Below are 25,269 nucleotides of genomic sequence, written 5' to 3'. Positions count from 1 at the left end.
GCTGAGCAAGTTTATTACAGTGCGACTAAGCTCTGTTCAAGCATGGCTTTTATTTGTGCAACGATTTTGGCTTCTGTTTCGGGCTCAAATTGTGCGATACGTGGCGTATGAATATGACCCGTTGGAATGTCTGAATTAAGCTCATCGCGTAGGCGAATACTCCGGTACGAAATTTCGTTTGATAGGTAGCCACCACCGCCACCTTTAACCGCAATTGCACCTTCAAGCTCTTTCAGTGATTGTGGTTCAAATGCTTTTTCAAGAGTGACCACTTTATGATTGTCGTTGATTGTGAATGGGCCTTTCGCTTTTTGCATATGCTCTACAGGTAGGCTGAAAGTCACAAATTCATTACCCGGCAATGGGCGGTCGTGAAGGTGTGATATTTTTGGTGCAGTTGCAGTACCGCCATACACTATATTCGCATTGTCTGGCGCAGTGACGCTACGGCGTTTACCCGGAAAGCGTTCAAGATCAAAATCTTTACTGCCCATGCTGATCGTAGCAATCATATCAACATTATTCAGCGCATAATACGGTGCAAGTAATGATTCAATAATACCTTGATCAAAGTCTTCATAGCGTACCGGCACCATGACCGTGTTTATTTCGGCACTAATACCTTGATAGCTAATTACTTGACCATCTAACAAAAGCGCTGCCACACCCGATGGGTTACTTTGGTTAATGTTTTTATCAAGTAAAAAGGGATCAAAGCCGGTAATTAAGATCTTTTTGTCGGTTTTTTTGCTGTAATCAAGATCGGTGCGACCACGGCTGCCATTTTCAAGCATGATTAATAATTCGGTTTGTTCGCTGTCTGTGATGGCAAACTGTGGTTTGCTGGTACGCATCACTTTGCTTGAAAGGAGGCGTGCCCAATATAGTTCGCGGTCATCAAAGCTATTTGTTTTGCTGATACGTGCTCTTGCATTGCGCCAAAGTTGTTTTGAATAATCATCGATAAGATCACTTGCTTGCTGGTAGCTCGACACCGCCTGCCAGTCTTTTTCAAATTGCGCGACCTCTTTCGAAAAAGCAGCTAACACTGTTGGCATGGCTTTTGTCGCTTTTTCGATACGAAGCTCTTCAACAGTTAGCTCTGCTGCAAACGCAGTAAATGATGAGGCAATAAGGCTGGTAGCAAGTAAAACGTTTTTCATAGTTATCCTGTTAAGTTACAGCAAGTTTTTAGACTAAGTTAACTATCCTATGGATAAAAGCCCAGCGCAAATAAAATCGTTCAGTGCCGCTATTGCCTACATTCAGACAAAAAAGCGTGCGTGCAACTATCTTAGGATCAGTTTTGTTTGTTTACTCTGTGAGTCTGAAAGCAGCTTTCGGTACTTGGCAGGTGTAATGTGCATAATCGCTTTGAACTCTTTAATAAAATGCGGCTGATCGGTAAAGCCACACGCTTGCGCTATATCGGCAAAACTCATAAAAGGGTGATCTTTTATGGCTTGTTTGGCCATTTTTACGCGATAAATGCGTTCAAAATACTTAGGTGTTACTCCGCACTGGTTTTTAACTTGTCGTTCAAGTTGTCTTTGACTGAGTGGTGCTCGCTGATAGGCGGTTTCGAGTGGGGTTAAATTAATTAGGTTACGAATTAAGTGCTTAGAGTGCTCAGTTCCGCGATTAATCACTTTGGGTAGGGTTAAGTACTCGCTTAAAAGAGCCACAAAAGCACTAAGGCTTGCGTCTTTTGTAAGGCCTGTTGCTATTGTATTGAGTGACTCAACGTTAACTAAAGAATGTGTTGTGGCGTGCAGCTGCGGCAGTATTGTGGGATTAAAACGTATGCCGCAAAATCGTGCCTCTTTTGAAAAACTCAATTTTGATGCATGTGTCGATGTTTGCTGAAAAGCATAGGGTGGGGCGACTGGCTGATCATCAAGAAAAAGCTCACCAGCCACAGGAAAAATAACCCCAGTTGCCCCATCGCACGCGAGCCATTGTTCACCCTCTGAATGCGCCGAAGCACACCAGATAGCTTGAATAATTTCGGCTATGTCACCTTGTGGCGTCATGAGCTCAAGTGTTAAATGATTATTCATTAAACTCGACATCAGGTTTAAATGTTTTCACTATACGATTCCAGCTATTAATTGCATTAATGGCAACCGTTAATGCAACAAGCCCTTGCGCTGAAAATGCGTCAGTCAGTGTTTGATAGAAAGTATCATCAATTGGTTGCGCTTGTGTCAATTTTTCGCACAGTTTTAACGCAAGGCGCTCATGCTCAGTATAAAGCGGCATGTCTTGCCAAGCACTTAAACCAATAATGCGATTAGGTAATTCGCCATACTCGCGTGCTTGTTTAGTATGCATTGCAATACAAAAAGCACATTGATTAAGCTGCGATACCCTCAGTTTTATCAGCTCCCATATTGTTAAGCCGAAAGTCGTTTCAGCAGCATTTTTAATTAATGATTCTTGGTTAATAAGGTGCTTTATAAGCACGGGGCATGAAGAAAGATAATTAGCACGTTTCATAACGGTTCCTTAAATAACAATTTAGGGCCAGTTTAGAAAACGCATAGATTTAAATATTGCAAAAAAACGACATGTTTGAATGTTATTTGTCTACAGTCATTCGCACCCGATTTTTAATCCTGTTATGCTAGCTTTATTAGCAATCACTGAGTGTTTAAGATGATTAATGATAATGATGTAATCGAAACATTAGATGAATTAGAGACATTTTTACGTCTTGTCGAAAATGGTGGCTTAGGCCTTGAAAATTTAGCAGGGGTCGCCTTGGCTACAAATAACAGTGATGGTCGCCCATTTGTCGCTGTTCTTGATGATAATCATCAACTATTACTGGGTCGGTATATTAGTCATGACGTATACGAGAATGGTAAAGATATGGTGCGATATGGCGTGAAAAAACCGCATTAAAAACGGGGTTTTGTACCTATAATGTTGTTATTTTATGCCTGTAGTATAATAATATGTTCTTATCGAGCGCTAAATTAATTAAAAAAAGGGAAGTATATGAAGTTTTTAAGTGTTGCTCTTTTAGCCGTGTTAATGACCGGTTGTGCGAGTTCAAGTGATGAACAAGCAAGTAATGATGGTTTAATTTGTAAAATGGAAAAGCCAACGGGTAGCAATATACCTAAGCGTGTTTGTCGTACTCCAGAACAAATTGCAGCAATGGAAAAAGAAGGCCGAGATGGCATTCGTGATATTCAACGAAATAGCACAAATACAGTGAGACTATAATCGCTGAATAGATTTTTCTGAATCGAATTAATAAGGGCCACGAGTAAATACGTGGCCCATTTTTGTTATAGTGCGGTGCGTATACCGAGGGCAATACTGCGACCTGGCTGCGGGGCTAAATATCGTAAATAGCTTTGATGTGGGCGTATTTCTTGGTTTGTTAGGTTGTCTATAGTTATAAACAGCTCATTATCAAATCCCAAAAGTGAATTTGCGTAACGAATGTTCATGCCCATACTGTAGTAGCTTGGTGATGCGTGTTCAAACTTTGCAAGCTGCTCTTGCGCTTTGCTGTGTTGGTAATCAATCGTGGTTTTTATATTTTCAAATTGCCAATGAATTGCTGCGCCATAGCTGTCGGCAGGCGTGCGAGGAATGCTATCTCCTTCGAGTCGACGGCGAAAATACTCTGCCTCTTGGGCTTCATCAGGGTTAAAAAAAGCCTCTGGTGTAAAAGGGTCATAGCTTCCGTCAAATTGATATACCGGTGTGTTTTTTGTTTCGTCAGCATACGCAGTAAAGGTGAAATCGCCTAAATTTTGCGTGTTGAGTGTATAGTTGAGCTCAACTTCGAAGCCTTTATTTAAGGTATCTGCTTGACGCCATTCTTTAACATACACACCTCCTCTGTATACTCCTGTGCTGCCTAGGTAAATATAATTATCGTAGTTATTTTTGTACCAACTTGCAGTCAGGCTTAGGTTGTCGAAGTGAAAACCTGTGCCAATTTCGTGCGCTTTATTCACTTCTTTTTCGAGGCTTGAATTACCTTGCTCTTCAATTAACAGTGCATAATGTGGGTTACTTGCATACAGTTCATTGATACCGGGGGCGCGCTCGGCATGGGTCGTACTTGCATCGACATACCAAAACGAAGAAATATCCCAATTTGCAGACAATGAATGATTAAACAGCTCAAACTCATTATCTTTTATGGCTGCTCCTTGACCTCGTCCGGGCTGATAGTGGTCGTTAATAGTTGGCGTGTAATTGACTTTTTCGTAACGTGCTCCAATTTGCAACGAAACAGGCCCAAGTGCTGCATCTTGCAGTATGTATGCACCTTGGCGTTTAGCGTTAATGTCGGGTAGGTAATTGTTTTTGCCACTGCCTTGTTTTTCACTCCTATCGACAACGAGTCCGAATGCACCAGCGAATTGTTCTGTAAATTGATAATTTAACGTTGGACTAAGTTGCCAGTTTTTTAAAACGAATGTGTTCACGCTGCTCTCGTCGAGATTTTCGTCGTCTAGCTGTTTTGAGTACACCGCTTTTATATTGAACTCATTTAAGTATGGATTAGCTGAAAAATGTTTTTGGTAAAGTGCATCAATACGATATTGAGATGAGTAAATACGAATATTTCCCGACTGTTCAGTCTGTTGTGCATCGTGTGAATGCACTGCTGGACGGGCTATGTGAACAAACCCCGGTATTGCCCTATTTGCGGAGTTGTAATTCACAGACATGCCAAATAACTGCTCATCGTCAAATCGCTGACTGCCACCAAAAGTTAAGTTTGTTTGGTAATAACTTGAATTGACTACTTTATTTTTAGAGTTAGCGAGTTGATGAGTAATTATTTGCTGCTCAATAGGGGTGACATCAACAAACTGAGTGCCATCATGCTCCCATGTCGGTCTTGCCAAAGAAACTTGGCATTGGCTTACCTGTTGGCTATTTAAAACCAACGAGTCCCAATTTGAGCAGTCTGCTGCTTTGCTAGTATGAGGAACTTTATAATCACTCTGCTCGCGATAAAGAAGGTTAACGTTATACGCAAAGTCGTGTTCTTGACCGCTTGCGGTGCCAAGCACAGAGGACGGGGCATTGTAGCCCGTTTGAATTTCAAGTTTGTCTTCTTTTTCAATACCTTGTTGTAAGGGAATACGGCCATCATTTATATCAACAATCCCTGCCATGGCTTCACCACCAAAAGGAATTGTTGCACGAGCGCCTTTAAGTACCGTGATCGATTCTGCAAAAAAAGGCTCAATAGGTATGAGTTGATCGTCGCTCACCGCTGACATATCACGAATAGGCATGCCATTACTGGTGATCAGTACTCGTTGGCCTCCTTGCCCACGAATTTGTGGCCGACTTGCCGAAGAGCCGAAAAAACTGGCACTAACACTGGGTATTTGTGAAAGCGTATCACCCAATGTTGTTGCTTTTTGTTGCTCTAAAAGATCACCAGACAATACAGACTTACCTACAGCAACCTGGTTTATGGGGGAATAGTCTTTTATGTCGCTTTTTATCTCTATGTGTTCGATTTCATTTGCGTGCATAGATGAAGAGATACCTAAGCATAAAAGGGAGATTTTAAATTTCATTACTTTCTCTTTGTTATGTTACATCATAACAATTGTATTCTGTATCTAAATACGGTTCAAACAATTACGTTCATTATTAACTTAATTTTTAAGTGGGCTTAAGTAGGGGCGGTTAGAGTGCTCCACTTACTAGGGAGCACTGCGACGCTGAAAAACCTTGCTAAGAAACTGTTGATGGATATTTTCTACGAGCTTTTTTCAAGGCACGATTGATTCGCCAATGCTTCTAAGTAAAGCACAGAGAATCAGATAAATGGTACAAAACACACCACGTCGCTATTAATTTAAGTCGACTTTTGCTTGCTTAAAATATCGTCATTACTATAAATTAAAGTGCCGATTAGTTTTACTATAAGTTGTCTTAAAATAAGGATAATCATATGACAGATAATTACACACCACCTGAAGCAAGCCTTGAAATTCCCACAGAGAATAACTCAGGACAAGGTAAGGTGGGCGAGTTACCAGAAGGCGTAAAGGGGTTTAGTTGGGGAGCGTTCTTTTTAAGCTGGATTTGGGCAATTGGCAACAGTACGTGGATAGGCCTATTAGCTTTAGTTCCTTATATTGGTTTTATTGTGTCTATTTACTTGGGCTTTAAAGGCCGAGAGATGGCGTGGCAAAACAAACGATGGGACAGTGTTGAGCATTTTCAACGAGTGCAAAAACAATGGTCATTTTGGGGTGTACTGATTGTTGGTGGCTTATTTATACTGGGTATCGTGGCAGCTATTTTACTTCCTGCGATGCAATCAAGTAGCTATTAAGCTTTATACTGACAAGTTTTGTTAATGCCAGCTTTTACTGGCTCAATATACCATCAGGATATTCGCTTTTTATAAAATAACACAGTGAACGGCGTCGATAATATTGAAGACTTTGTCAGTGCAAATAAAAATGAAGTAGAACAAATGCAACAGCTCGGTGCATAGCAATACTGCCATTATAAAGTTTAAAGCCCCTTTGTTGGGGCTTTTTTTTAGCCTTAACAAATTGAGCATTGTTCATTATGACGAACAACTATAGTATTTCAGTAATTTGATTAATTAGGGCAGGGCGTATGTTACGATTTTTTTCTATTAACCAAGGTGTGATCACCGAAACTGAGCCAGCCCCCGATACACCTTTAGCAACCGCTATTAAAAATGCGCATTGGATAGACACCATTAATCCAAGTGAAGAAGAGCGCCAAGCACTTGCAAGCACATTAAATATTACGCTTCCTGCGGCGGATGATGTAGACGAAATTGAAGCATCATCGCGGTGTTTTATCGACCACGAAGGCTTGCATGTGCATGCATTGTTTATGTCGCCTAACGAAGGGCGTTTTAATACGGTGACGGTCGCATGTTTACTGCAAGATAACTGCTTGCTAACGATTCGCGATGATGAATTAGCCGATTTTCGTTTATTGCGTTTACGTGCTCGCAAAGGGCAAGTGGCATGTGATAACCCTAAACAATTACTCGTGACTTTATTCGATCAAAAGGTCGAAAACCATGCAGATATGCTTGAAGATATGCATCATCAACTCGAAAAACTCAGTGCGTATGTACTCGAAGAGGATGACTCAGATCTTGAGGAAGCAGTGAGCCGAATTTCTCGCCTTGAGGACAACAACGGTAAAGTACGTTTATGTTTAATGGATACGCGACGAAACATTTCGTTTTTACTGCGTAATTTGGGAGCGCCCAGCGAAGACCGCGAGTCTCTGCGCGAAATTGTCCTCGATATCGATACCTTGATGTCTCACTGCACCTTTTTGTTTGATAAGGTGAACTTTTTAATGGATTCTACTCAGGGCTTTATTAATATTGAGCAAAACCAAATAATTAAGACTTTCTCAATCGCCTCAGTGGTGTTTTTACCTCCCACCGTGGTTGCCAGTATTTACGGTATGAACTTTAACTCTATGCCTGAGCTTAACTGGGCATGGGGATACCCGTTCGCGATTGGCGTGATGTTGTTGTCGGGTTTTGCCCCTTATTTATTTTTTAAACACAAAGGCTGGTTATAACGTTGTTTTAATAAATAAAAAAGCCCAGCAGATGCTGGGCAAGGGGTCTTCGGATAGAAGGGAGGGTTTAACTTTTCAGTTCGCCCGTTGACGATTCGATGTGCGCACGAACAAACCACTGAAATTGCTCTAAATCTGCTAATTGACCTGTGATCATATCTTCAGAAACAGGGTCAAGCTCGGCTAACTTTTCAATGGCTTGGCGGTGATCTTTATTCACCCCGTTATACACTTTATCAAGGGCTGACAAGTGGTCGGTTACGAGCCCTTTGCCAATTGAATAATCTTTCCAATTACGACGGTCGACAATCGATTGAGGTGTGCCTACGGGCACGCCACCCATAGTTGCTATACGCTCTGCGATAGTGTCGGTCATTTCTTGTACGGCACTTACTTGTGGATCAAGCATTTCGTGCACACCAATAAAGTTAGGGCCGACTACATTCCAATGAATGTGTTTTAAAGTGAGGTGTAAATCGATTAAAGCGACCATACGTTGGTCTAAAATAGCAATCGTGTCAGCGGCTGATTGGTTATTAACACCGGGTGCTGTGAATTCTGCGACTTTCGATGATGTGTTACTCATTACTCCTCCGAGTTTCTTTAAAAAGTTGTTCCATGATGCTTTCTGTAATGACCAGAAAGCGAAGTTATTTAAAGAGGAGCAAGCGTTGTACCAAAATTAATGATATTTATAAGTTGTTGTTTTTATTTGTTTGTTTTTTATTTTGAGGTGTGCCGTGAGGTTTGCGGGTTTAGCTCATTATGAAAACTCTGCACACTGAATGTAAAAAATTCAGTGTGCGGTGGTAGAAATAATTACTTGTTTATATATCAAGATAACAATGCAGCTGCTAAACGAACAAAGTCAGACGAGGTTAAAATACCTACTAGGTTATTGTCTTCGTCGACAACGGGCATACAACCATGACGATTCTCGACAAAGAATTTAGCCACCTCATGCAGTGGCTGCTTTGCAGAAATACTGGTGAAATCGGTTGCCATGATATCGGCTACTTTGGTTTGCTTTTCTTTTCGCTCGAGTGCGCTGGCGCTAAAGTTGGCCATAATGTTCATTACTTGGGCAATCATTATTTTCTGCGTGAGCATGCCTACTAAGCCACCGTGCTCGTTAATAACGGGAATGTGGCGGATGTTTTTTTCTTTCATTAAATTGTGGGCATCATGCAAGGTGTTGTGCGCACTAATCGCAAATGGGTCTGGAGTCATTAAGTCGGCGACGAGGTGTGTCATGGTTTATTCCCTACAAAGTAATTAATAAGGTATAAGTTTAGCTTTAATTGGGCTGAATACACTTTGTTCAGATCAAAGTTTTATTGATCGATGAAATTTTTTAGATCAGCAGTGACAGCCTGCCATTGTTACTTTCATTGCTTTTTAAATATAACTAAAAGTACTTTTTAACACGGCTGTATATTTGCTACTTTCTTAGAGCTTAAAAGGAGAAAGTTATGGCAATAAATAAATTATGGCGGCATCTCACTGAGCCTTGGCAGCGCGCAGCAGGTGCGTGGTTTGCTTTTTTTCTGTTATTCAATGCCTATTGCTTTTTTTGGCGTCACTATATTGGTGGCGGTCATTACCAATTTTTTGATTCACAATTATTTTGGTTAAAAGAGTGGGGAAGCTTATGCGTGCTTAGCATAGGAGTTGTTGCATTTTTTAATTTAAAAGCGCGCGTTAAAAGTAGAATTTACTTTTATCCTACGATGTTATTGATGAGCATCTCATTGATCATTAGCTTACGTATTTTAATAGATTTTGATTTTTATGGTTATGCGCTCGCAGCCTCGGTTACTCAGCTTTTTCCAAAATACTTCATTGCGAGCACTCTAGTATTAATACTGTGGCATGTTTTCACGGTACAAGCAGAGTCAACACCTGCGACGGTCCTACCTGAACACTCTGAGCATCTTGAAAAGACTGACTATATTGAAGTGAACCATAAAGGAGTCGCTAAAAAGCTGCCGTTAGCGTCAGTGGTTTTTATAAAGTCAGCAGGTAATTACTTAGAGATACAGACCGTTGAGAATCGTTACTTAAAGCGAGATACCATTAAACATCTATATTCTGAACTACCGTCTGACACATTTTGCCAAGTACACCGTAGTTATATTGTTAATGTTGGCCAGATTGCTGATTTTAATCTAGCGCTCAATAAGCGCAAATTGACGATGGCTGCAGGTTTTAGTGTGCCAGTGAGTAAGTCGTTTAAAGCCCGTGTATCTGATTTGCTCAGCGTCGAAGATTCATTCATCACAAAATAGGTGATTTCGTCACAGTTCTATATAAATCATAAGGTTAATCATTATTCTTGAACACATGAAAATCATTGTTTAAGGATTAATTAAATGAAAAACACCAAGCAAACTACGCATAAGTTCTTGCACTGGTTGAGTGCGCTATTGGTTTTGACTGTGATTGTAATGGGTTACTACATGACCTGGGTTACCGATTACAGCTTATACCACTGGCATAAGTCGATAGCGGTTATGATTGCGATGCTATGGGTAGCCAGAATTATCTATCGAATACGAAATCCGTTTCAATCAGCTGTGCAAAATCACCTTACCAAATGGTTGCATGTTTATCATTGGGGGCTGTTAACTTTATTAGCTATCATGCTTGTTTCTGGCGCATTTTATAGTGGGTTTGGCGGCTTTGGTATTGGCTTGTTTTCGTGGCAACTCATTGCTAGTAACTACAATGAGGCAGGCGAGGCGGTTGCCTCTATTGCTTGGTTAAGTGAGGCAGGATGGCAAGTTCACATTTTGTGTGGTTATTTATTATCAGCCGCGCTGTCGTTACATATCTTAGCGGCACTTAAGCATCACTTTATTGATAAAGATATGACTTTAAAAGCCATGCTTTAAAGGTTTATTTCAACCCGGTTTCTGCCCTTATTTTTAGCCGAGTAGAGCGCTTTATCTGCTCGGTTAATTAGGTTATCGAATGTGTCATCTTGTTGCCAACGGGTTAGTCCAAAACTGGCAGTGAGTGTGATGTTATTTTCATGAAAAACAATTTCGCTGGTTTCAACAATAGTCCGAAGCGTCTCTAGCTTTTGTTGGGCTGCATTTTCGCTGGGCTCAAAACTCAAAATGAGGAATTCCTCTCCGCCCAAACGACAACATAAGTCTTGTTTGGCTAAATGGTGATTTAACAGTTCAGAGAATACTTCAAGTACGAGATCTCCCCCTTCATGGCCATAACTATCATTGATACGTTTAAAGTAGTCTATATCTACCACGCTGGCATACAGTTTTGAGTTGTGTTTTGAGGTTAATAAACGCTGTTGTTCAAGTATAAACTGTAACCCTCGGCGGTTGTATAAATTGGTGAGGGGATCTTTTAAAGAAAGGTCTAAGTAACGTTTTTTCTCGTCGATAAGTAACGTTGTTATGAGGCCTAGTCCTATCATCACAAACACAGTGGCATGCCCAACAACCGTTAGCGAATAAAGCACCGCAACAGTTAGGTTCCCAGAGACTACAATGGCTAATTGGCTTATTGCGATGATCAATAAAATACACAGGGCAGTGGCGAGTACCCCATTGCCTATATTACTTTTTAGTATGGCGCGTTTGAAACTGACATAAATAAGAACGGGCAGAGTTATAAATGTATAACTTAGCTGCGCGATAGCTAATTGGTTTATGGTTTTCATAAAAAATATAAACACGGCGCATACGAGACTAAAGGCTATTACTTGCAGGTTGAAGCGAGACTTTTCGTCGTAATTAAAAATAGCTAACTGAAGCAACATAATAGAGAGCACGTACATGGCGACACCTGAGCGAAAGTCAGGTGTGAGCTCAAAAATATTCTGTATCCATAACCACGAAAAGCCCGCCATTCCTAAATAGAAATACAGGTTAAATAGTGAGATTGATCGACTGTTAAACCCACTGGTCATTAATTTTGTGGCAATAACCGAGCAGGTAATAACGGTGATCATTAAGAAAATATAGAACCCGTGATAAAAATAGTTCTCGATGCTACCAGTCATGAGTCACACTGAAATGCGCTGTATTAGTAAAGAGTAGCACAGAAAGTTTCCCCGCGAGAAAGAGATATATCCCTGATTATTCAGGGTGATGAATATGTGAATAAGCATCTATTGCATCAATACTGGGTTTGATCCCCTTTCCCAAAACAATGATTAACTGTGTTGTAATTTCACGCTTTGCAATGTGGGGTGGCGACTCACTAGGGTAAGGTGAAGCTTGCCTTGAACAGGTAAGTAAACCACAGCGTGTTGTATAAGTTGCAGTTTGTCTGTGCGAGTTAAGCGCTGTATTGTTGTGCGATATGTGTGTATCTTGCGTGGTGACAACGAACCAGTCGTAACCTTGTTTTAGAGTTAGTTTGGCGGCGTGATGCAAACTAGCATCAAGCACGCCTTGCTTTGATAGCCTATTACTTTTATAGCGAAGCACATATTGGTTTTCTGCGAGCGGCTTAATTGTCAGTCCAACACGATTATCAATGTCATTATGTTGATTTGTGCTGCTGCAGCCACTGAGAATAAGGGTTATTAATAGTGTGATTAAAAACTTCATGGTTATTTTACCTATTGCCACTTATTCTCGCGTGCTTGCTGTTCTAGAGTGCGGTCGAGCGGCTGCCCCTTAATTGTATTATCGATAAAGGTGTCGAGCGCTGACGTGTTACTCGCGAGGCTATATGTTTGTCGATCATAGGGCTTTTGCTCAGTAGAGACTTTAAGTTGCCAAGTACCGTGTTCTTTACAGGCAATATGAGACTGCTGTGTTTGTTGTTGGTAAAGGGTGTACTGTCGACAAAAGTCCCCCGTCGAATTAATAAAACTTAATTGTGCTGTAAGTGAGCGTGCACTATCTATATTTGTTTTGTCACCGCTTAGTTGCTGCTCTAATGCATTTGCTATGGGCTGTTCAATATTTAATTGCTGTTGTTGCGTTAAACTGGCAACGCCCACAGTAAATAGCACAGCAATACCTGCTGCGACAGCGAGTTGCTTACGGCTGGCTTGTTTTATTTTTTGCCACTTCGACAGTGAAACAACCGTGTCGTTTGTTTGCTTGCCAAGGGTTTTTTCTAGCGATTTAGACAGTGGCATTGCATCAATTTGCTCAGCATGTTGTTTCACTAGTAAATCAACTTCGCTTAATTCGGCAAGGCGTATGGCAAGGTCTTCATTTTGCGCTATGGCGCTGCGAACTCGCTCCATTTCTTGCGCTGATAATTCATTATCTAAAAAGGCACTGAGAGTTTGGTCGTCAATCATTAGGCGTTTTCCTTAGTGAAGTCAGGCTTTATTAATTGATACAAGGCACTTCGAGCTCGCGATAACTTACTCATAACGGTTCCAACAGGAATATCTAGCGTGTGTGCAACGTCTTTATAAGCCATGCCTTGCACTGCAACTAACGAGATGATTGCACGCTGCTCATCGGGCAGGGTAGTTAAAGCGTGGTTGACGCGTTTAAGAGTTTGCGAGGTCGCCAGGTGTTCCTGCCCATCATCGCATGTGGGTTCTTGTAAATCGGTATTTTGAACCGCTTTTAACCTTACTTTTTGCGAGCGATATTCATCAATCCATACATTACGGCATACTTTAAACGCCCACTTTAGTGGCTCAATATCGTCAGGAATTCCTTTTACCAATAGCTTTTCGATGGTAATTTGCACAACGTCATCTGCATCAGCTTGGTTGCCGGTTAGCGAAAATGCAAAACGCCTAAGTGCAGGTAATAAACTGGTTAGTGTATTAGTCATGTTTTCCCTTATTTGTTAGGGCGTGCGGCCTTATAAATTAAGTGACTCATGAATGATTCAGCCTACACGCACTACTATAACGAGTAGAAACTGTTTTTATTCCCTAAATATGCAATTTATTTTTATTTCAAACGTTATACCTTTAACCTTAGTCAAAAGAGAAGTGACTGTAACATGAAAATAAAAGATGTTGCCTTTGGCACGTTATTGCTCATGTCGAGTAATTTATATGCCGCGGTTATAAAACCGATCAGCCCTATTATAGAGCAGATAGACCCAGCTATTGAACGTATTGAAGATAGGCTCGATATTCCACGTCGCGCATTGCCTAGCATTGATTCTATTCAACAACTTGCGACTGATATAAGCGCATTACCCAGCCGGTTGGCCATTTTGAATACGGTAGGAAAACCAGCATTCATAGAAATCGAAACAGAGCAGGGTTTTAGAGCCGTCGAACGGCAATGGATTTTGTTAGCCAATGAGCAGCATAGAGCGAAGCTAGAGCACATTGGTGCACAGATAGTCAGTCGTCAATCATACGATGCTTTGGGAATGGTTTTATTACGATTTGTGGTGCCTGAACAGTTTGATTCAAAAGCTCAATTACAACGTCTTTTGTCGATAGATGATGCGGCCTTATTAGGACGTAATCACATTTATCAAGCGCAGCAAGGTCCTTTGCAAGGCGTTAATACACATAAAAACCTGCCCGTTTGCGACTTGCCTGTGCGGGTAGGCATGATCGACAGCGCACTTAACTTGGCGCACCCTGGTTTTGTGGGGAGCACCATTGAGACTCGGTCATTTCTGCCCAATTCCGTGGCATCACCTGACTTACATGGCACTGCGGTCGCCGGTGTTATGATTGGTAAAACGGCCAAGTTATCGCCATTATTAAACCAAGCAACGTTATACAGCGCGGCGGTTTTTTATCGTCAATCAGACTTGTCACAGGGTGCCACATTGGCTGCTATTGTTGATGCCTTAAATTGGCTGGTGGCTGCGCAAGTTCCAGTGATTAACCTGAGTTTTACTGGGCCAGATAATGCTATTTTAGCGGCAGCAATTAAGGCGACAATTGCGCAGCAAGTGACTCTTGTTGCAGCAGCCGGTAATGATGGCCCCGCTGCATTGCCGCTTTATCCCGCGGCGTATGAAAATGTTATTGCAGTGAGTGCGGTTGATAAAAATGGGCAAATATACCGTTGGTCAAATAAAGGTGACTACATTGATTTTGCAGCCTTAGGTGTCAACGTATTAACACTAAACTCGGGCGGTGGTTTAGGGATTGAATCAGGAACTTCAATGGCGGCGCCGCAGGTGACTGCGGCTGCTGCATGTTTGGCGGCGAACCCCGATTACACACCCCATTCTATCTATAATAAGTTAGTTGAGCGTGCAGTCGATAAAGGAAAACCCGGAAAAGATAGCGTGTTTGGGCATGGCTCAATCACTTATTAAGGCTTAAAATTCAGCACGCAAAGAAATGGACGCAATGCTTTGTGTGTACGTATTTGCCTCTAACTGAGATTGATAATCCCCATACTCAGCTTCGGTAATTAAACTTAACGAATCAAGCAGCGATAGTTGCCAATGCGCGGTTAAAATATGGCGGCTTTCATCACGTGATGGAGTTGGCTCAGTGAGCATATCGTTTGGATTCTCTTGATAGTCTTTATCTTGATATCGCCAACCAATGCTCGCTTTATTTGTGTTGCCGAAAGCGGTGAACGTGTGTGAAACGCGCGTATTTAAAGTCCAGCCAGAAAAGTCATATTGTTGCTCAGTTGCCTCTTCTTTGTCGAGGCTCGCACCCAGTAGCAACATGGTATTACCTTGATTTATAAAATAAAAAAGACTGGTGTCAAGGCCAAGGCTTTGTGCATCACGTGCAGGTTGAGTGGTAAATTGTTTTTCACCCGCTTTCAATGCTGCTCTTAAATATGTGGTGTTATTGACAAAGTGACCTATGTAAAGACTTCCTTGGTCGAGCGTTAAAAATGTTTTGTTTGCCACTTGGGCTGTTGCACCATCATAACGAAAGCCAATGTCAGTGTGTGTTAGCTTATAATTTGTGTCTAACCCGTATTGATGGAGCGATAAGTCGTATTGATCCAAGGTATGGTAATTGGTGTTTTCATAACGATAACTGGGTGTGAACTTGAGCGCATCGGTTGCTTTAAATTCTGCACTTAGACCCGCAGACAGCAAGGTGCCAGTGTCACTTTGCGATGAAATGACATCGAGCTCTTTTATTGCTAAATCTGAGTTGCTCGTTAAACCAATCTGAGCATGTGTATTAAACGTTGCATCGGCTGCGGTTGCATGAATGCTTAACGTCATTGCACTCATTACAGCAAGTGTTGTTAGTGTACGCATAGCGACCTCCTTAAAAGTGCGCCGGGTAATAACCCGGCACAACACGACTTTAAAGGCCTAAATTAAGGCTATTTTGGATACTGTTAACCACTTCTGTTGTTGTGGTCGCGGTGACTTGGTCAGCAACTTGTTGGCTGACACTATTACTCACTGTAGAAGTTACCGTTTGCTCAACACTACTTTGCACAGAGTCGATAGCGGCTTGTTGCACATTCCCTGACAGGCTTGATTGTAGGTTGTTGCTAATGGCAGATACTTGGTTCACATCAAGCAGTGGGAGCTCGGTTATGTTCGCTTGAGTTAATGAACTTGTTTGCTGATCTAGCTGGTTTTGCAAGGTCAGTGCTGTAGGGTTAAACGCATTACTTGTGGTCATTGCATTAACCATCGATACGCTGTTATCAATAGTTGCACCTGCTTGGTTTGATATCGCTGTTACACTCACTGAGTTGGCAGACTCATTAATGCTATTAAGTGAGCTTGCGGTAGTTGCAGTAGGCGTTTGTTCAGCATTTTGAGCCGTGTTTGTTTCAGTATTGGTTTGTGCACTGTTGCTCGTAGTCGTGTTTGTTTCTGTGGCTGAGTTTTGAGTTGTCGCTGAGCCTGAAACTTGGCTATTTTGCATCAATGATGTCGTGCTTGTTTGACTTGCATTAGCCGGTGCAAGAGATGTTTGCATATTACTTGAAGCTTGTTGGTCGGTTGATACCGATAATTGCACATCTGCAGCATAGCTCGCCGTTGTTAAACCTGCTGAAGTTACTACACACATTGCGATTAAAGTTTGTTTAAAGTGAGTCATTGTCTCGTCCTCTTTTTTACGAATTGACATAGAGGTAACGAACAGACGAGATATTTATTCCCAATTTTTTATAAGCTTGTTAAAAAGTGCTAATAGGTTAAAAAGCCGAGGTTAAATGCCCCGGCTTTTTATTCATTAATTACAAGATGTTACTAGTTTCCATGGGTCACCTAAGTCTGGTTGATGCCCTTGAGACCACCATTTGGCTTCATAGGTTTGACCATTGTATGTCGCTTGGTCGCCTCCTACATACACAGCTGTAGGATTCCACGCTGCAGGGCAACTGGTTCCCACTTCAAATGTGACTTCCACCGAGTGGGCAGCCGATAGGTTATTAAATGTATATGAGCTTTGAGGATCAGCAATGAGCATACCATCCACTTTTACAGTGGCTACACGGTAGCCAGCATCAGCAATAAAGTTAAGAGTGAAATCTTGATTACCTTGAGCTGCAATAACATTACTTGCATCTGGCGTCGGTGAGATAACACCGCCGTTACCAACAACTTGAGCTGTTATGTCAAAATAGACAGGGATATCAATAGTTGCTTCACTGAAGTTACCTGAGATGAACTCAAAGTTAGCAGCCGATAGGGTGGAAACATCAACATTTTTCAAAATTAACCGTTTTTGGTCCCCCTGAGATGAAGACTCATTAAGTGTAATGACGGTGTCATTATTTTCTTGTGTAAGCACTAACATAGAGTAACTGTAATTAAATAGCGGCATACTTATTACCGTTTTATCAATATCAAAATTATTGATTGTTAACTCTACATTCCAGCCCCAGTTTTGGTTGCTTAAAGGTACAATGTAGCCTAAACGGTCAAAGCCACCTGTGACGTTATCGAACATTTCTGGCGTAAGATCTGACAATGTTAAGCCTACTAATTCAATAGAGCTGTAAATTCCTCCATCCTGTGCTTGAATGCCAATTACAAGCGATGTATCTGTTTCGTATGCTTTTAAATGTTTGAAACCAATACCTGCGGTACCACGCACTTTATCTAATAAAGGATTAAAGCCATTAACAGTTTGCGTGCCTGACCATGCTATTTCGTATATTTTTGACTCTGCAATTACATTTGAAGTATTTTGATTTACTTGGCTAGCAGAAGCATTTTTGATTACAACGCTTTGACCTGAGAATGTTAGCTCAACGCCTTGGGCTACATCAGCAATTGTTAAATTAGCCAGAGGACTCGCCACTTGCCAGTCTCTAAGCACAATTAAATCATCTCCGATAGTAAAGTCGTTTAATGTTGTGATTGAGCCTGCTTGTTCATGAAGTTCAATAATATCGCTGCCACCGCCCGTGATAACGCTGTCATTGCCCCACCCAGCAGAGAGCCTTTCATCGTACTGTGAGCCTTCTATTATGTCATTTGCAGGGGTATCAAATAGTGTATTGTAGCCACCAAACTTATGAACATATTTAGTGATACATGTGCCTAATTCATCACAGGTTATTTCATCGTTGGTAAGTAGTCTGGCCGTGCCCCATGCACCTCGTAGGTGAGCTGCGGCTAATAATCCAGACATAGTTGCTTGAACTTGGATTGCATTACCAGCATCGTCAGTATCGGGCCAGCTTTTAGCTAATGCTTGAGACCATGTCATGTTTGCATCCTGCAGTAACTGTGTCATCACGCCATAATTAAAACGCATCGCGTCACGCATTACTAATTCTTGATTGTCAGGAATTAGAAGGTCTTGAAATGAGTTAACTCCATTTTTGCCAACAAAATTACCTTCCCACTTGTTTACATCTGTCGCTAGAATCATGTTACCGCCAGAGCCAACAATTTCTACTAGTGCTTCGGTTTCACAGCCAATCCAGGTTGAATCATCAACAAACACATAAAAGCTGTCGTATTCAACACCATCAATTTCGACAACTTTTGGGCTGTAGTATCCAGCGTCAATCAAGACCGCTTCACCTAGTTGGTAACCAACAAATCCCCATGCGTTCATTGAGTTATATTGCATGCTTTTGAACATTTGTGGGTCATTAGGCGTTTGTGGGTTGTAAATGTCGTCAACCCCAAGCTTAGTAAAGAACTCATTAATGGTAGTGGGTTCTGGGATCATACTGCCCGTTGAACAGTCTCTGATCATGCGACCCGGGGCAGATACTTTTGCGTATGTATAAACAGGGTTATTGAGGTTGTCAGTGTAAAAGGTTGCAAGGTTTGGGTTAATACCAGATTCAAAGTCTCTTAGGCTATCTAAAAAGCTTTGCACACCTGTGCCTGCTGACGCTGAGCTACTGAGAACAAGGCCTACTATTGCCGCTGTTTTTGTAATTTTCATTCGATTATTCCTGTTGCTTATGTTGTTATTCATGGCTTTTTCAACACATACCAATGAATTACTGAAAAATTTAAAAGTACGGTATGAACTATCCATATATTTGGGTTTAAGGTGTTTTTTGTTAACAGTTTATTCACCTTGAGATTAAAAGTAGTTGTACCTTTAAAATAAGTCAAATGTTTTTACTAATGTGTTGGGGCTTTTTTTGGGAGATGTGAAAGTAAGGCAAGCTGGGCAACTTGCCTTATGGTAGAGCATGGAGCTCTGTGTTAGCTAAAAGAGCTAGATAAGGAAAAACGTAAGCCTTATCTGTTGTGCAAGCAGCCGATGGCTGCTTACAATTATGCAAAAATATGCATAATTAGGTGTCTAGAATCGTATACTTGCACCAACAAAGTAACGGGTGCCAAATTCATCTACGCTGTGCACAATGTTGCCTGCTTTTGGTTGGCGTAAGACGAGGGCTTCGTTCAATAAGTTAGCTGCCTCAAGGGTGATATCTAGATAATCAGTCGCATGCCAAACAATCGATGCATCTAATTGATCATACGGGTCGTTCATGCTGTCTAAACTACTTCCGTTATACTGGCGAACCCAGTCATCGCGGTAGTTATAGGCTAGTCGTGCACTGAAAATTTCATTTTCATAGTAACCAGATAGGTTAAATGAGTTTTGTGATACTTCTTCAATAGGAACTTCTTCGTCCGCTGAATTTGTGCGGCTGCTGTCTGTATAGGTGTAGTTTGCTTGAATACCAAAGCCATTATCAAAGTCTTGTTGGTATTGTAATTCAAGGCCTCGTACATCGGCTGTACCGACGTTTCTTGAACGTGTTACAAGACATTCAGGACCGCAACCAGGGTAATTTTCTTTAACGGTGGTTTGCTCAATGTAGTCGCTAATGTTCTTAATAAAGAATGTAGCACCGATAATAGATGATGGGCTGAAATACCACTCTATACCCATGTCATATTGATCTGACTTATAGGGGTCAAGCTCGGGGCTGCCGACATTGGCTGTTTGAAAGCTTTCTGAGATGATATCTGCCACTTTCATATCGTCATAATCAGGGCGTGAAATTGCAGAACCTGCGGCGAAACGAAAAATCATCTCTTCAGATAAATCAACAGCTAAGTTAAAGCTTGGTAAGTAGTTACTGTAACTTTTGTTGATTTTATCTGGCTCGCCATTAATGCTGCCGGTTGAGAGAATATCTGTGTCGACATAGCGTAAGCCGATGTTACCTCTAAAGCCTTCACCCGAAAAATTACTTTTCACGTAGGCAGCAGTGATATCTTCTTCAATCGAAAAAGCATCTTTTACGGTGATTTCAGAAGGCTTATTTTTGTGTGCGTAATCCCATATTGCGGTGCTTGCAACAGGGAATGCTGACAAACTGCCTGCACGACCTTCAGCACTGTGTAAGCCTGATACAAAGCCACCATTGAAATCGGCGAGGGTTAAGTTATCTGCTTGAGCTGCAGCGACATCTAAATCTTGGAAATCACCTTGTGATGAAAAAACTTGCTCTTGCACTTTCAAGCCTGCTTGTATCGATGTAAACAAGCCTGACTCGAGCTGGAAAGTAAAATCAGCTTGGGCGTAATCAATCGTATTATCGCGTTTGTAGTTAATAAATGTGAACTCTTGAAATAGCGCAAAGTTACTGTGATCGCTCATATAATCAGGGTTTGTTGGAATTAACTCCAAAGGTCCTGCAACGTCAAAACTAAAGCTTGAGTTTGCAGTGTCGGTAATATCACCCCACCACGTACTTGACTGTAAAGTACGGCCTTCGGCATTAGAGCGACCAACTACAAAGTCTGCTGACCATGTGTCTGCATTGTAATTAACCGAAAAATTCAGTGCATCGGTTTGCATTTTGGGTGTTCGTAATACGGTATTATTGAAAAGGGGAGCAAGCCCAGGACCCGACGCAAGTGATGTTGCAGCTGTGACAATACCTTGATCATTGACAACAACAGAGTCACCTTGCATTTGCCCAAAGCCGACAATAGCAAATTGTGCTGAGTTTACATGGCTATTTTCAAGTTCAAATAAGTTGTAGTTTAAATCCATGCTTAAGGCGTCGCTAGGTGCGTATTGTAGCGTGATTTGTGAGCTGCTTCGCTCTCTGTCTTCATCAAATAAAATGGATGACATTGCACCATATGATTGGCGCTCTACACCATTTGTATCGACAAATGTGGTGTTACCAGCGGGACCAAAGTTTGATAGCGTTTCGCGGTATACTTTTGACTCTTCATTAGAGTAGGCAACTAAAACACCAAAGTTTTCATCGTCGTTTTTCCAACTTACAAGGCCTGAGTAAGCGGGTGACCATGTTTTAGCATTGGCGTGATAGCTGTTTTCAACAGAAGCGTAAACGGTGCCACTTTCTAAGTTAAGTGGTTTTCTTGTTCTGAGGTTAACTGTGCCTCCCATTGCGCCTTCGTTGATATCGGCCTCGGCTGATTTGTATAAATCCATTCCAGAAATTTGTTCTGCTGCCAGCATTTCAAAATTAAAACTTCGATTCATTCCACCTAAATCAAACCAACCGACACTGGCAACATTTTGGCCATTCAGTAATACCATGCTTTGTTCTGGTGCTGTGCCACGTACGGTTACACCCGCTACTTCGCCAAATGTACGTACGACAGTCACACCAGGGATACGTTGCATGGCATCACCGATATTTTTGTCTGGGAATTTGCCAATATCTTCAGCTGAAATAGAATCTACAACAGAATCTGCAAAGCGCTTAGTGTTTAATGCTTCGGTCAGGCTGCGACGAATACCCCGTACTTCAATGGTCTCCATTTCCTTGTTTTCTTGTGCCTGTGATTCACTTTGCTGAGCATAAGTTGACAGCGATACGCTTGATAGCGCTGTCATTATGCATAGCGTTAAATAATGGGTTTTTAAAGCAGTGGTTGTTTTCATTAGGTTATCCTTTTTTTGTTATCGTTATAATTAATAAAATTGATTTACTAATTATTTATTAAATCATTTTGACTAATTGTCAAGTTTAATTTGGTTGTTTTATGAACGCTCTATAACAGTTTTGCTATAACTTCTGCACTAATCGCTCTGCTTGAGTAGGCGCAAATATACGTTTTTAACTGCGGGTGGTTTTCGAGTTCGTAGTCAGAGCGCATGGCAATAACGATAAGCTGATCGGGCCATTTATCGATTGCCTTTTTGAGTATTTTTTGTTGCTCAGAAACATCAAATGACTCGCCGGGCAAAGGGTAATCTTCGGTTACTAGCACAAGGGGGGTGTTGAGTTCGAAGTCGTCGCTGTTCAGAGCCGCTAACAGTTGCTGATAGCTAAGCAGTGTGTGGGGCGTATTGCGTTGTTGCAGCGTACTTACAATGACATGTTGAGCCGATAAAGGATCATTGGGGCCTATGCCTCTATCGTTAGTTATTTTTTCGTAACCTTGCGGGTTTGCAGCAAATGCTAAGGTAAATGGACGAGTGTTGAGTGGCCAAAGTCCTTGTTCATTTCTTAATACTTTTATGGCTTTCTCTGCTGCAAGTTTTGCAATGTCAGAGGCTTTATTAAGCAGACTGTTCGTTGGCGTCGGCGAATCTGCAAAGTGCCTATATTTGAACACGAGTACCTGTTGAAGCCGGTCATTAATGACTTTTTCATCCAGAACGTTATTTTTTACAGCGTCGATAACCCCTAGAATAGTCGCCGCTTGAATTTCTTTGTAGGGGGTTGTGCTGTTTTCGTAATGCTCCTCACTTAACATGACAATATGAGCACCTGCTTCAAGCGCTTTAATAGCGGCTTCGGCAGGCTCATAATTATGCCTCATTGACCACATATTCATGCTGTCGGTAATAATTAGCCCTTTAAAACCCAATTGTTTTTGTAAAATGTCCTGCAATATGATCTTCGATAGAGTTGCGGGGTTTTTAGGGTCTATTTGCGGATAGCAAATGTGGCTTGTCATAATAAGCCCTACGCCTTGCTCAATAGCGGCTTTAAACGGAACTAAATCTTGTTGCATGAGTGCGGTAAAAGATTTATCTACAATGGGGAGGGTTTGATGTGAATCACTCTGTGTATCACCATGACCAGGAAAATGTTTTGCACAACACAGGTTTCCCGACTTATTTGCTCCCTCGACTGCAGCGCTGACATGATGGGCAACTCCAACCGTTTCTTCACCAAAAGCACGTAAGCCAATAATCGGGTTATTAGGGTTTGCGTTGACATCAGCACAAGGCGAAAGCAGGGTGTTGTAACCAATTTGCTGCATTTGCTCACCATAAACTTGGTACATGTCTGCGGTAAGTGCGCGATCATTTGCTTGGCCCAGCGCCAGATTACCGGGACCTAAATCGGTATGGTGTGTGAGTATTCCCCAAGCGCCTTCTTGATCTACTGCGAGTAATAAAGGGACATCACATGCTCTTAAAGCGGCTTCCTGTTGTAGCATAGTCGCCAAATTCGTTGCCTCTTTAGGATTGGCAGCGTTGTCATCTGTGATATAAAAACCACCCACATGGTAGTATTTGACTAATGCTTTTGCGTATTCGTAATCATTACCTGCAAAAGCGAGTAAGAACAGTTGACCCACTTTTTCGGCTAAGGGCAAGGTGTCGATTAATTGGGCTACTTTTTTTTCTATGCTCATGATTATACTTCCTTATGCTGCTGTTTTAGCGCCTGTGATGAGGCTAACTAAGTCTTCTTTGCTTACCTCGGATACAGCAACATCGGCAACCGATCTACCTTGGTAAAGTACAACCGCTCTGTCACATGTTTCTACGACATGCTGCATATTATGGCTGATCAATAATACGGCAACGCCTTGAGAGCTGATAAGGTTGATAAGCTCATTGACTTGGGCACTTTGCTCAACACCTAAAGCGGCTGTTGGTTCGTCCATAATAACGATATCAGCTCCCCAGTTTACAGCGCGGGCAATGGCCACAGCTTGGCGCTGTCCGCCCGATAAACGGTAAATCTGTTCTTCAAAACTAGGAATACGGCTGTTAAGTCGGTTTAATGCTTTTTTGGCTTTTTTCTCCATGGCTTTTTTATCAAGCCAGCCTAGTCGACGAAGAATAGGGTTTTTGTGTTTTATTTCACGGTTCAGAAATAAATTTTCTGTAATGTTGAACTCTGGCACCATGGCGAGGTCTTGAAAAACTGTTTCGATCCCAACATTGCGTGCATCTAAAGGGGAGTCAATATTGACCACTTGACCATTCACGATTATTTCGCCTTCGTCTGGGCTATGAATGCCTGAAACACAGCGAACTAAGGTTGATTTCCCAGCGCCATTGTCGCCGAGTAAGCCAACAACTTCGCCTTTGTTAATGGTAAAGTTAACCCCTTGAAGTGCGTGAACACCGCCAAAACTTTTTTGTATATTTCGGACTTCTAAGGCCACTTGGTCGAGTGCTGTTCTAACCATTTTTTAACTCCTTGACGCCAATAGCAACGGCAATCACTAAAATTACACCGCGCGCAATCATTTGTTCATTGGTGGAAAAACCAGAAAGGATTAACCCGTTATTGATCATACCCATTAACCACGAGCCTAAAATTGCGCCAATAATGCAAGCGCGACCACCAAAAAGACTGGTTCCACCAATGGCAACAGCCGCAATCACAGTTAATAAGTCTGCTTCGCCGAGTGTGTAGCGTGCACCATGTAAACGACCGGCATACAACAAGCCTGCAAGCGCCGCTGCTAAAGAAGAAATAACCAATGCATAAAGTCTAATGCGTGTCACTTTAATGCCCATGGCGAGGGCTGCTTTTGGACTGCCTCCCACGGCGAGTAAATGACGGCCAAAAGAAAGCTTTGTTAGAACAATGTAGGCAATTGCTGCTACCACAACAGTCCAAATAAGTAAGGAAGGCACACCAAAAAGCTCGCCCGCTCCAAATAAAGCAGTGAAAGTTTGGTCGATAATTGGCACAGATTCTAAATTAGTAATTTGTCGTGCAACGCCTGTAATTACGCCCATTGTACCTAAGGTGATAAGCAATGAAGACACTTGCAAGCGCTCGATTAGTAAGCCGTTAATAAGGCCCACAATGAGTCCCACGCTCAAGGCGCCAACAACAGCAAGAGGAATGCCTACATGCTGTAGCAAAATCGCGCCGACTAACGCCGAAAGTGCAACAACGGCACCAATTGACAAGTCAATATGCCCAACGGCTAATGCAAACGTAAGTCCAATAGCCATAATAGTGACGGGCGCTGTTTGTCTTACGATATTCATGAAATTGGTGAGGCTAAAGAAGCCACTGTCATGGAGCGTAATGGTAAATAGCAGCATCACGGTCAGAAAAATATAGTAAATAAAGAACTCTCGCTTCAACGCGATCCCCTTTATTTGGTTTAGTGTTAGTTGATTTATGCTCATGT

Annotated in this window: 24 protein-coding genes; 7 read left to right on the top strand and 17 right to left on the bottom strand. The window is 41.8% G+C overall.

The window, feature by feature from the left end; translation table 11 throughout:
* Positions 1–14: 14 nt before the first annotated feature.
* The 3 genes from LPA49_RS02875 to LPA49_RS02865 form a co-directional block, all read right to left on the bottom strand.
* Positions 15–1,163 carry a hypothetical protein gene (locus LPA49_RS02875; protein WP_230235471.1) on the bottom strand — a complete coding sequence of 383 codons (1,149 nt, stop codon included), beginning with the start codon at positions 1,161–1,163 and terminating at the stop codon, positions 15–17.
* Between the two features lie 126 nt (positions 1,164–1,289).
* The gene (locus tag LPA49_RS02870; protein WP_230235467.1) at positions 1,290–2,060 is read right to left on the bottom strand and encodes an AraC family transcriptional regulator; all 771 of its coding nucleotides are present in this window, start codon (positions 2,058–2,060) and stop codon (positions 1,290–1,292) included.
* Positions 2,053–2,499 (bottom strand): carboxymuconolactone decarboxylase family protein, encoded by a 447-nt coding sequence (locus LPA49_RS02865; protein ID WP_230235464.1) that lies wholly within the window; start codon positions 2,497–2,499, stop codon positions 2,053–2,055. Before LPA49_RS02865 ends, LPA49_RS02870 begins: the two co-directional genes overlap by 8 nt.
* A 159-nt stretch (positions 2,500–2,658) precedes the next feature.
* Here LPA49_RS02865 and LPA49_RS02860 point away from each other — a divergent pair, with 159 nt between their 5' ends.
* Positions 2,659–2,907 carry a hypothetical protein gene (locus LPA49_RS02860; protein ID WP_230235441.1) on the top strand — a complete coding sequence of 83 codons (249 nt, stop codon included), beginning with the start codon at positions 2,659–2,661 and terminating at the stop codon, positions 2,905–2,907.
* A gap of 96 nt (positions 2,908–3,003) precedes the next feature.
* Positions 3,004–3,234, top strand: a complete 231-nt coding sequence (locus LPA49_RS02855) for a hypothetical protein (RefSeq protein ID WP_036966724.1) — start codon at positions 3,004–3,006, stop codon at positions 3,232–3,234.
* 65 nt (positions 3,235–3,299) lie between these two features.
* On the opposite strand, the gene LPA49_RS02850 is transcribed toward LPA49_RS02855, so the two are convergent.
* Positions 3,300–5,570 (bottom strand): TonB-dependent receptor, encoded by a 2,271-nt coding sequence (locus LPA49_RS02850; RefSeq protein ID WP_230235439.1) that lies wholly within the window; start codon positions 5,568–5,570, stop codon positions 3,300–3,302.
* Positions 5,571–5,950: 380 nt separating this feature from the next.
* On the opposite strand from LPA49_RS02850, the gene LPA49_RS02845 reads away from it, so the two are divergent.
* Together LPA49_RS02845 and corA are read left to right on the top strand one after the other, a co-directional pair.
* The gene (locus LPA49_RS02845; RefSeq protein WP_051501730.1) at positions 5,951–6,337 is read left to right on the top strand and encodes a hypothetical protein; all 387 of its coding nucleotides are present in this window, start codon (positions 5,951–5,953) and stop codon (positions 6,335–6,337) included.
* Positions 6,338–6,630: 293 nt separating this feature from the next.
* Positions 6,631–7,587, top strand: a complete 957-nt coding sequence (corA, locus tag LPA49_RS02840; protein WP_065978620.1) for a magnesium/cobalt transporter CorA — start codon at positions 6,631–6,633, stop codon at positions 7,585–7,587.
* A gap of 67 nt (positions 7,588–7,654) precedes the next feature.
* On the opposite strand, the gene dps is transcribed toward corA, so the two are convergent.
* Together dps and LPA49_RS02830 are read right to left on the bottom strand one after the other, a co-directional pair.
* Complete coding sequence (gene dps, locus LPA49_RS02835; protein WP_036966733.1) at positions 7,655–8,173, bottom strand: DNA starvation/stationary phase protection protein Dps; 519 nt, start codon at positions 8,171–8,173, stop codon at positions 7,655–7,657.
* A gap of 248 nt (positions 8,174–8,421) precedes the next feature.
* Positions 8,422–8,841, bottom strand: coding sequence for an HPP family protein (locus LPA49_RS02830; RefSeq protein ID WP_036966736.1), 420 nt, complete (start codon positions 8,839–8,841; stop codon positions 8,422–8,424).
* 218 nt (positions 8,842–9,059) lie between these two features.
* On the opposite strand from LPA49_RS02830, the gene LPA49_RS02825 reads away from it, so the two are divergent.
* Together LPA49_RS02825 and LPA49_RS02820 are read left to right on the top strand one after the other, a co-directional pair.
* A complete protein-coding gene (locus LPA49_RS02825) occupies positions 9,060–9,875 on the top strand; it encodes a LytTR family DNA-binding domain-containing protein (protein ID WP_230235425.1) in 816 nt (271 codons plus the stop codon).
* Positions 9,876–9,959: 84 nt separating this feature from the next.
* Positions 9,960–10,481: a cytochrome b gene (locus LPA49_RS02820; RefSeq protein ID WP_065978618.1), complete on the top strand. Its 522-nt coding sequence runs from the start codon at positions 9,960–9,962 to the stop codon at positions 10,479–10,481.
* Here LPA49_RS02820 and LPA49_RS02815 read toward each other — a convergent pair.
* The 4 genes from LPA49_RS02815 to LPA49_RS02800 all read right to left on the bottom strand — a co-directional run bounded on the left by LPA49_RS02815 (position 10,478) and on the right by LPA49_RS02800 (position 13,368).
* Positions 10,478–11,617, bottom strand: a complete 1,140-nt coding sequence (locus LPA49_RS02815) for a GGDEF domain-containing protein (protein ID WP_065978617.1) — start codon at positions 11,615–11,617, stop codon at positions 10,478–10,480. The genes LPA49_RS02820 and LPA49_RS02815 overlap by 4 nt on opposite strands.
* Before the next feature lie 76 nt (positions 11,618–11,693).
* On the bottom strand, positions 11,694–12,170 hold the full coding sequence (locus LPA49_RS02810; protein ID WP_230235409.1) for a hypothetical protein: 477 nt from the start codon (positions 12,168–12,170) through the stop codon (positions 11,694–11,696).
* An 11-nt stretch (positions 12,171–12,181) separates the two neighbouring features.
* Positions 12,182–12,877: a hypothetical protein gene (locus LPA49_RS02805; RefSeq protein WP_036966746.1), complete on the bottom strand. Its 696-nt coding sequence runs from the start codon at positions 12,875–12,877 to the stop codon at positions 12,182–12,184.
* The gene (locus tag LPA49_RS02800) at positions 12,877–13,368 is read right to left on the bottom strand and encodes an RNA polymerase sigma factor (RefSeq protein WP_036966749.1); all 492 of its coding nucleotides are present in this window, start codon (positions 13,366–13,368) and stop codon (positions 12,877–12,879) included. The genes LPA49_RS02805 and LPA49_RS02800 overlap by 1 nt, the downstream gene beginning before the upstream one ends.
* Before the next feature lie 174 nt (positions 13,369–13,542).
* On the opposite strand from LPA49_RS02800, the gene LPA49_RS02795 reads away from it, so the two are divergent.
* Positions 13,543–14,832, top strand: coding sequence for a S8 family serine peptidase (locus LPA49_RS02795; RefSeq protein ID WP_230235400.1), 1,290 nt, complete (start codon positions 13,543–13,545; stop codon positions 14,830–14,832).
* 3 nt (positions 14,833–14,835) lie between these two features.
* Here the strand turns inward: LPA49_RS02795 and LPA49_RS02790 are convergent, their stop codons facing one another.
* The 7 genes from LPA49_RS02790 to LPA49_RS02760 form a co-directional block, all read right to left on the bottom strand.
* Entirely contained in the window at positions 14,836–15,750 is a 915-nt protein-coding gene (locus LPA49_RS02790; RefSeq protein ID WP_036966753.1) for a hypothetical protein, read from the bottom strand.
* Between the two features lie 49 nt (positions 15,751–15,799).
* Positions 15,800–16,552, bottom strand: a complete 753-nt coding sequence (locus tag LPA49_RS02785; protein WP_230235399.1) for a hypothetical protein — start codon at positions 16,550–16,552, stop codon at positions 15,800–15,802.
* 135 nt (positions 16,553–16,687) lie between these two features.
* A complete protein-coding gene (locus LPA49_RS02780) occupies positions 16,688–18,865 on the bottom strand; it encodes a carbohydrate-binding protein (protein ID WP_230235398.1) in 2,178 nt (725 codons plus the stop codon).
* Between the two features lie 369 nt (positions 18,866–19,234).
* Entirely contained in the window at positions 19,235–21,811 is a 2,577-nt protein-coding gene (locus LPA49_RS02775; protein ID WP_230235396.1) for a TonB-dependent receptor, read from the bottom strand.
* Positions 21,812–21,921: 110 nt separating this feature from the next.
* A complete protein-coding gene (locus LPA49_RS02770) occupies positions 21,922–23,520 on the bottom strand; it encodes a glycoside hydrolase family 3 protein (RefSeq protein ID WP_230235395.1) in 1,599 nt (532 codons plus the stop codon).
* Positions 23,521–23,532: 12 nt separating this feature from the next.
* On the bottom strand, positions 23,533–24,306 hold the full coding sequence (locus LPA49_RS02765; protein ID WP_074989010.1) for an ATP-binding cassette domain-containing protein: 774 nt from the start codon (positions 24,304–24,306) through the stop codon (positions 23,533–23,535).
* Complete coding sequence (locus LPA49_RS02760; protein ID WP_230235394.1) at positions 24,299–25,267, bottom strand: ABC transporter permease; 969 nt, start codon at positions 25,265–25,267, stop codon at positions 24,299–24,301. Before LPA49_RS02760 ends, LPA49_RS02765 begins: the two co-directional genes overlap by 8 nt.
* Between the last annotated feature and the right edge of the window lie 2 nt (positions 25,268–25,269).

This window comes from Pseudoalteromonas sp. MB41 (assembly GCF_020966275.1).
In the GTDB taxonomy this organism is placed as follows: domain Bacteria; phylum Pseudomonadota; class Gammaproteobacteria; order Enterobacterales; family Alteromonadaceae; genus Pseudoalteromonas; species Pseudoalteromonas lipolytica.
This window is presented reverse-complemented; position numbering and strand designations above follow the sequence as displayed.

Bases quoted from the DNA above. Each gene is read 5' to 3' on its own strand.
- LPA49_RS02770 (WP_230235395.1), bottom strand. From the start codon at position 23,520: ATGAGCATAGAAAAAAAAGTAGCCCAATTAATCGACACCTTGCCCTTA.
- LPA49_RS02830 (WP_036966736.1), bottom strand. From the start codon at position 8,841: ATGACACACCTCGTCGCCGACTTAATGACTCCAGACCCATTTGCGATT.
- LPA49_RS02805 (WP_036966746.1), bottom strand. From the start codon at position 12,877: ATGATTGACGACCAAACTCTCAGTGCCTTTTTAGATAATGAATTATCA.
- corA (WP_065978620.1), top strand. From the start codon at position 6,631: ATGTTACGATTTTTTTCTATTAACCAAGGTGTGATCACCGAAACTGAG.
- LPA49_RS02845 (WP_051501730.1), top strand. From the start codon at position 5,951: ATGACAGATAATTACACACCACCTGAAGCAAGCCTTGAAATTCCCACA.
- LPA49_RS02775 (WP_230235396.1), bottom strand. From the start codon at position 21,811: ATGAAAACAACCACTGCTTTAAAAACCCATTATTTAACGCTATGCATA.
- LPA49_RS02870 (WP_230235467.1), bottom strand. From the start codon at position 2,060: ATGAATAATCATTTAACACTTGAGCTCATGACGCCACAAGGTGACATA.
- LPA49_RS02855 (WP_036966724.1), top strand. From the start codon at position 3,004: ATGAAGTTTTTAAGTGTTGCTCTTTTAGCCGTGTTAATGACCGGTTGT.
- LPA49_RS02810 (WP_230235409.1), bottom strand. From the start codon at position 12,170: ATGAAGTTTTTAATCACACTATTAATAACCCTTATTCTCAGTGGCTGC.
- LPA49_RS02795 (WP_230235400.1), top strand. From the start codon at position 13,543: ATGAAAATAAAAGATGTTGCCTTTGGCACGTTATTGCTCATGTCGAGT.
- LPA49_RS02820 (WP_065978618.1), top strand. From the start codon at position 9,960: ATGAAAAACACCAAGCAAACTACGCATAAGTTCTTGCACTGGTTGAGT.
- LPA49_RS02765 (WP_074989010.1), bottom strand. From the start codon at position 24,306: ATGGTTAGAACAGCACTCGACCAAGTGGCCTTAGAAGTCCGAAATATA.
- LPA49_RS02865 (WP_230235464.1), bottom strand. From the start codon at position 2,499: ATGAAACGTGCTAATTATCTTTCTTCATGCCCCGTGCTTATAAAGCAC.
- LPA49_RS02825 (WP_230235425.1), top strand. From the start codon at position 9,060: ATGGCAATAAATAAATTATGGCGGCATCTCACTGAGCCTTGGCAGCGC.
- dps (WP_036966733.1), bottom strand. From the start codon at position 8,173: ATGAGTAACACATCATCGAAAGTCGCAGAATTCACAGCACCCGGTGTT.
- LPA49_RS02850 (WP_230235439.1), bottom strand. From the start codon at position 5,570: ATGAAATTTAAAATCTCCCTTTTATGCTTAGGTATCTCTTCATCTATG.
- LPA49_RS02860 (WP_230235441.1), top strand. From the start codon at position 2,659: ATGATTAATGATAATGATGTAATCGAAACATTAGATGAATTAGAGACA.
- LPA49_RS02790 (WP_036966753.1), bottom strand. From the start codon at position 15,750: ATGCGTACACTAACAACACTTGCTGTAATGAGTGCAATGACGTTAAGC.
- LPA49_RS02875 (WP_230235471.1), bottom strand. From the start codon at position 1,163: ATGAAAAACGTTTTACTTGCTACCAGCCTTATTGCCTCATCATTTACT.
- LPA49_RS02780 (WP_230235398.1), bottom strand. From the start codon at position 18,865: ATGAAAATTACAAAAACAGCGGCAATAGTAGGCCTTGTTCTCAGTAGC.
- LPA49_RS02785 (WP_230235399.1), bottom strand. From the start codon at position 16,552: ATGACTCACTTTAAACAAACTTTAATCGCAATGTGTGTAGTAACTTCA.
- LPA49_RS02815 (WP_065978617.1), bottom strand. From the start codon at position 11,617: ATGACTGGTAGCATCGAGAACTATTTTTATCACGGGTTCTATATTTTC.
- LPA49_RS02760 (WP_230235394.1), bottom strand. From the start codon at position 25,267: ATGAGCATAAATCAACTAACACTAAACCAAATAAAGGGGATCGCGTTG.
- LPA49_RS02800 (WP_036966749.1), bottom strand. From the start codon at position 13,368: ATGACTAATACACTAACCAGTTTATTACCTGCACTTAGGCGTTTTGCA.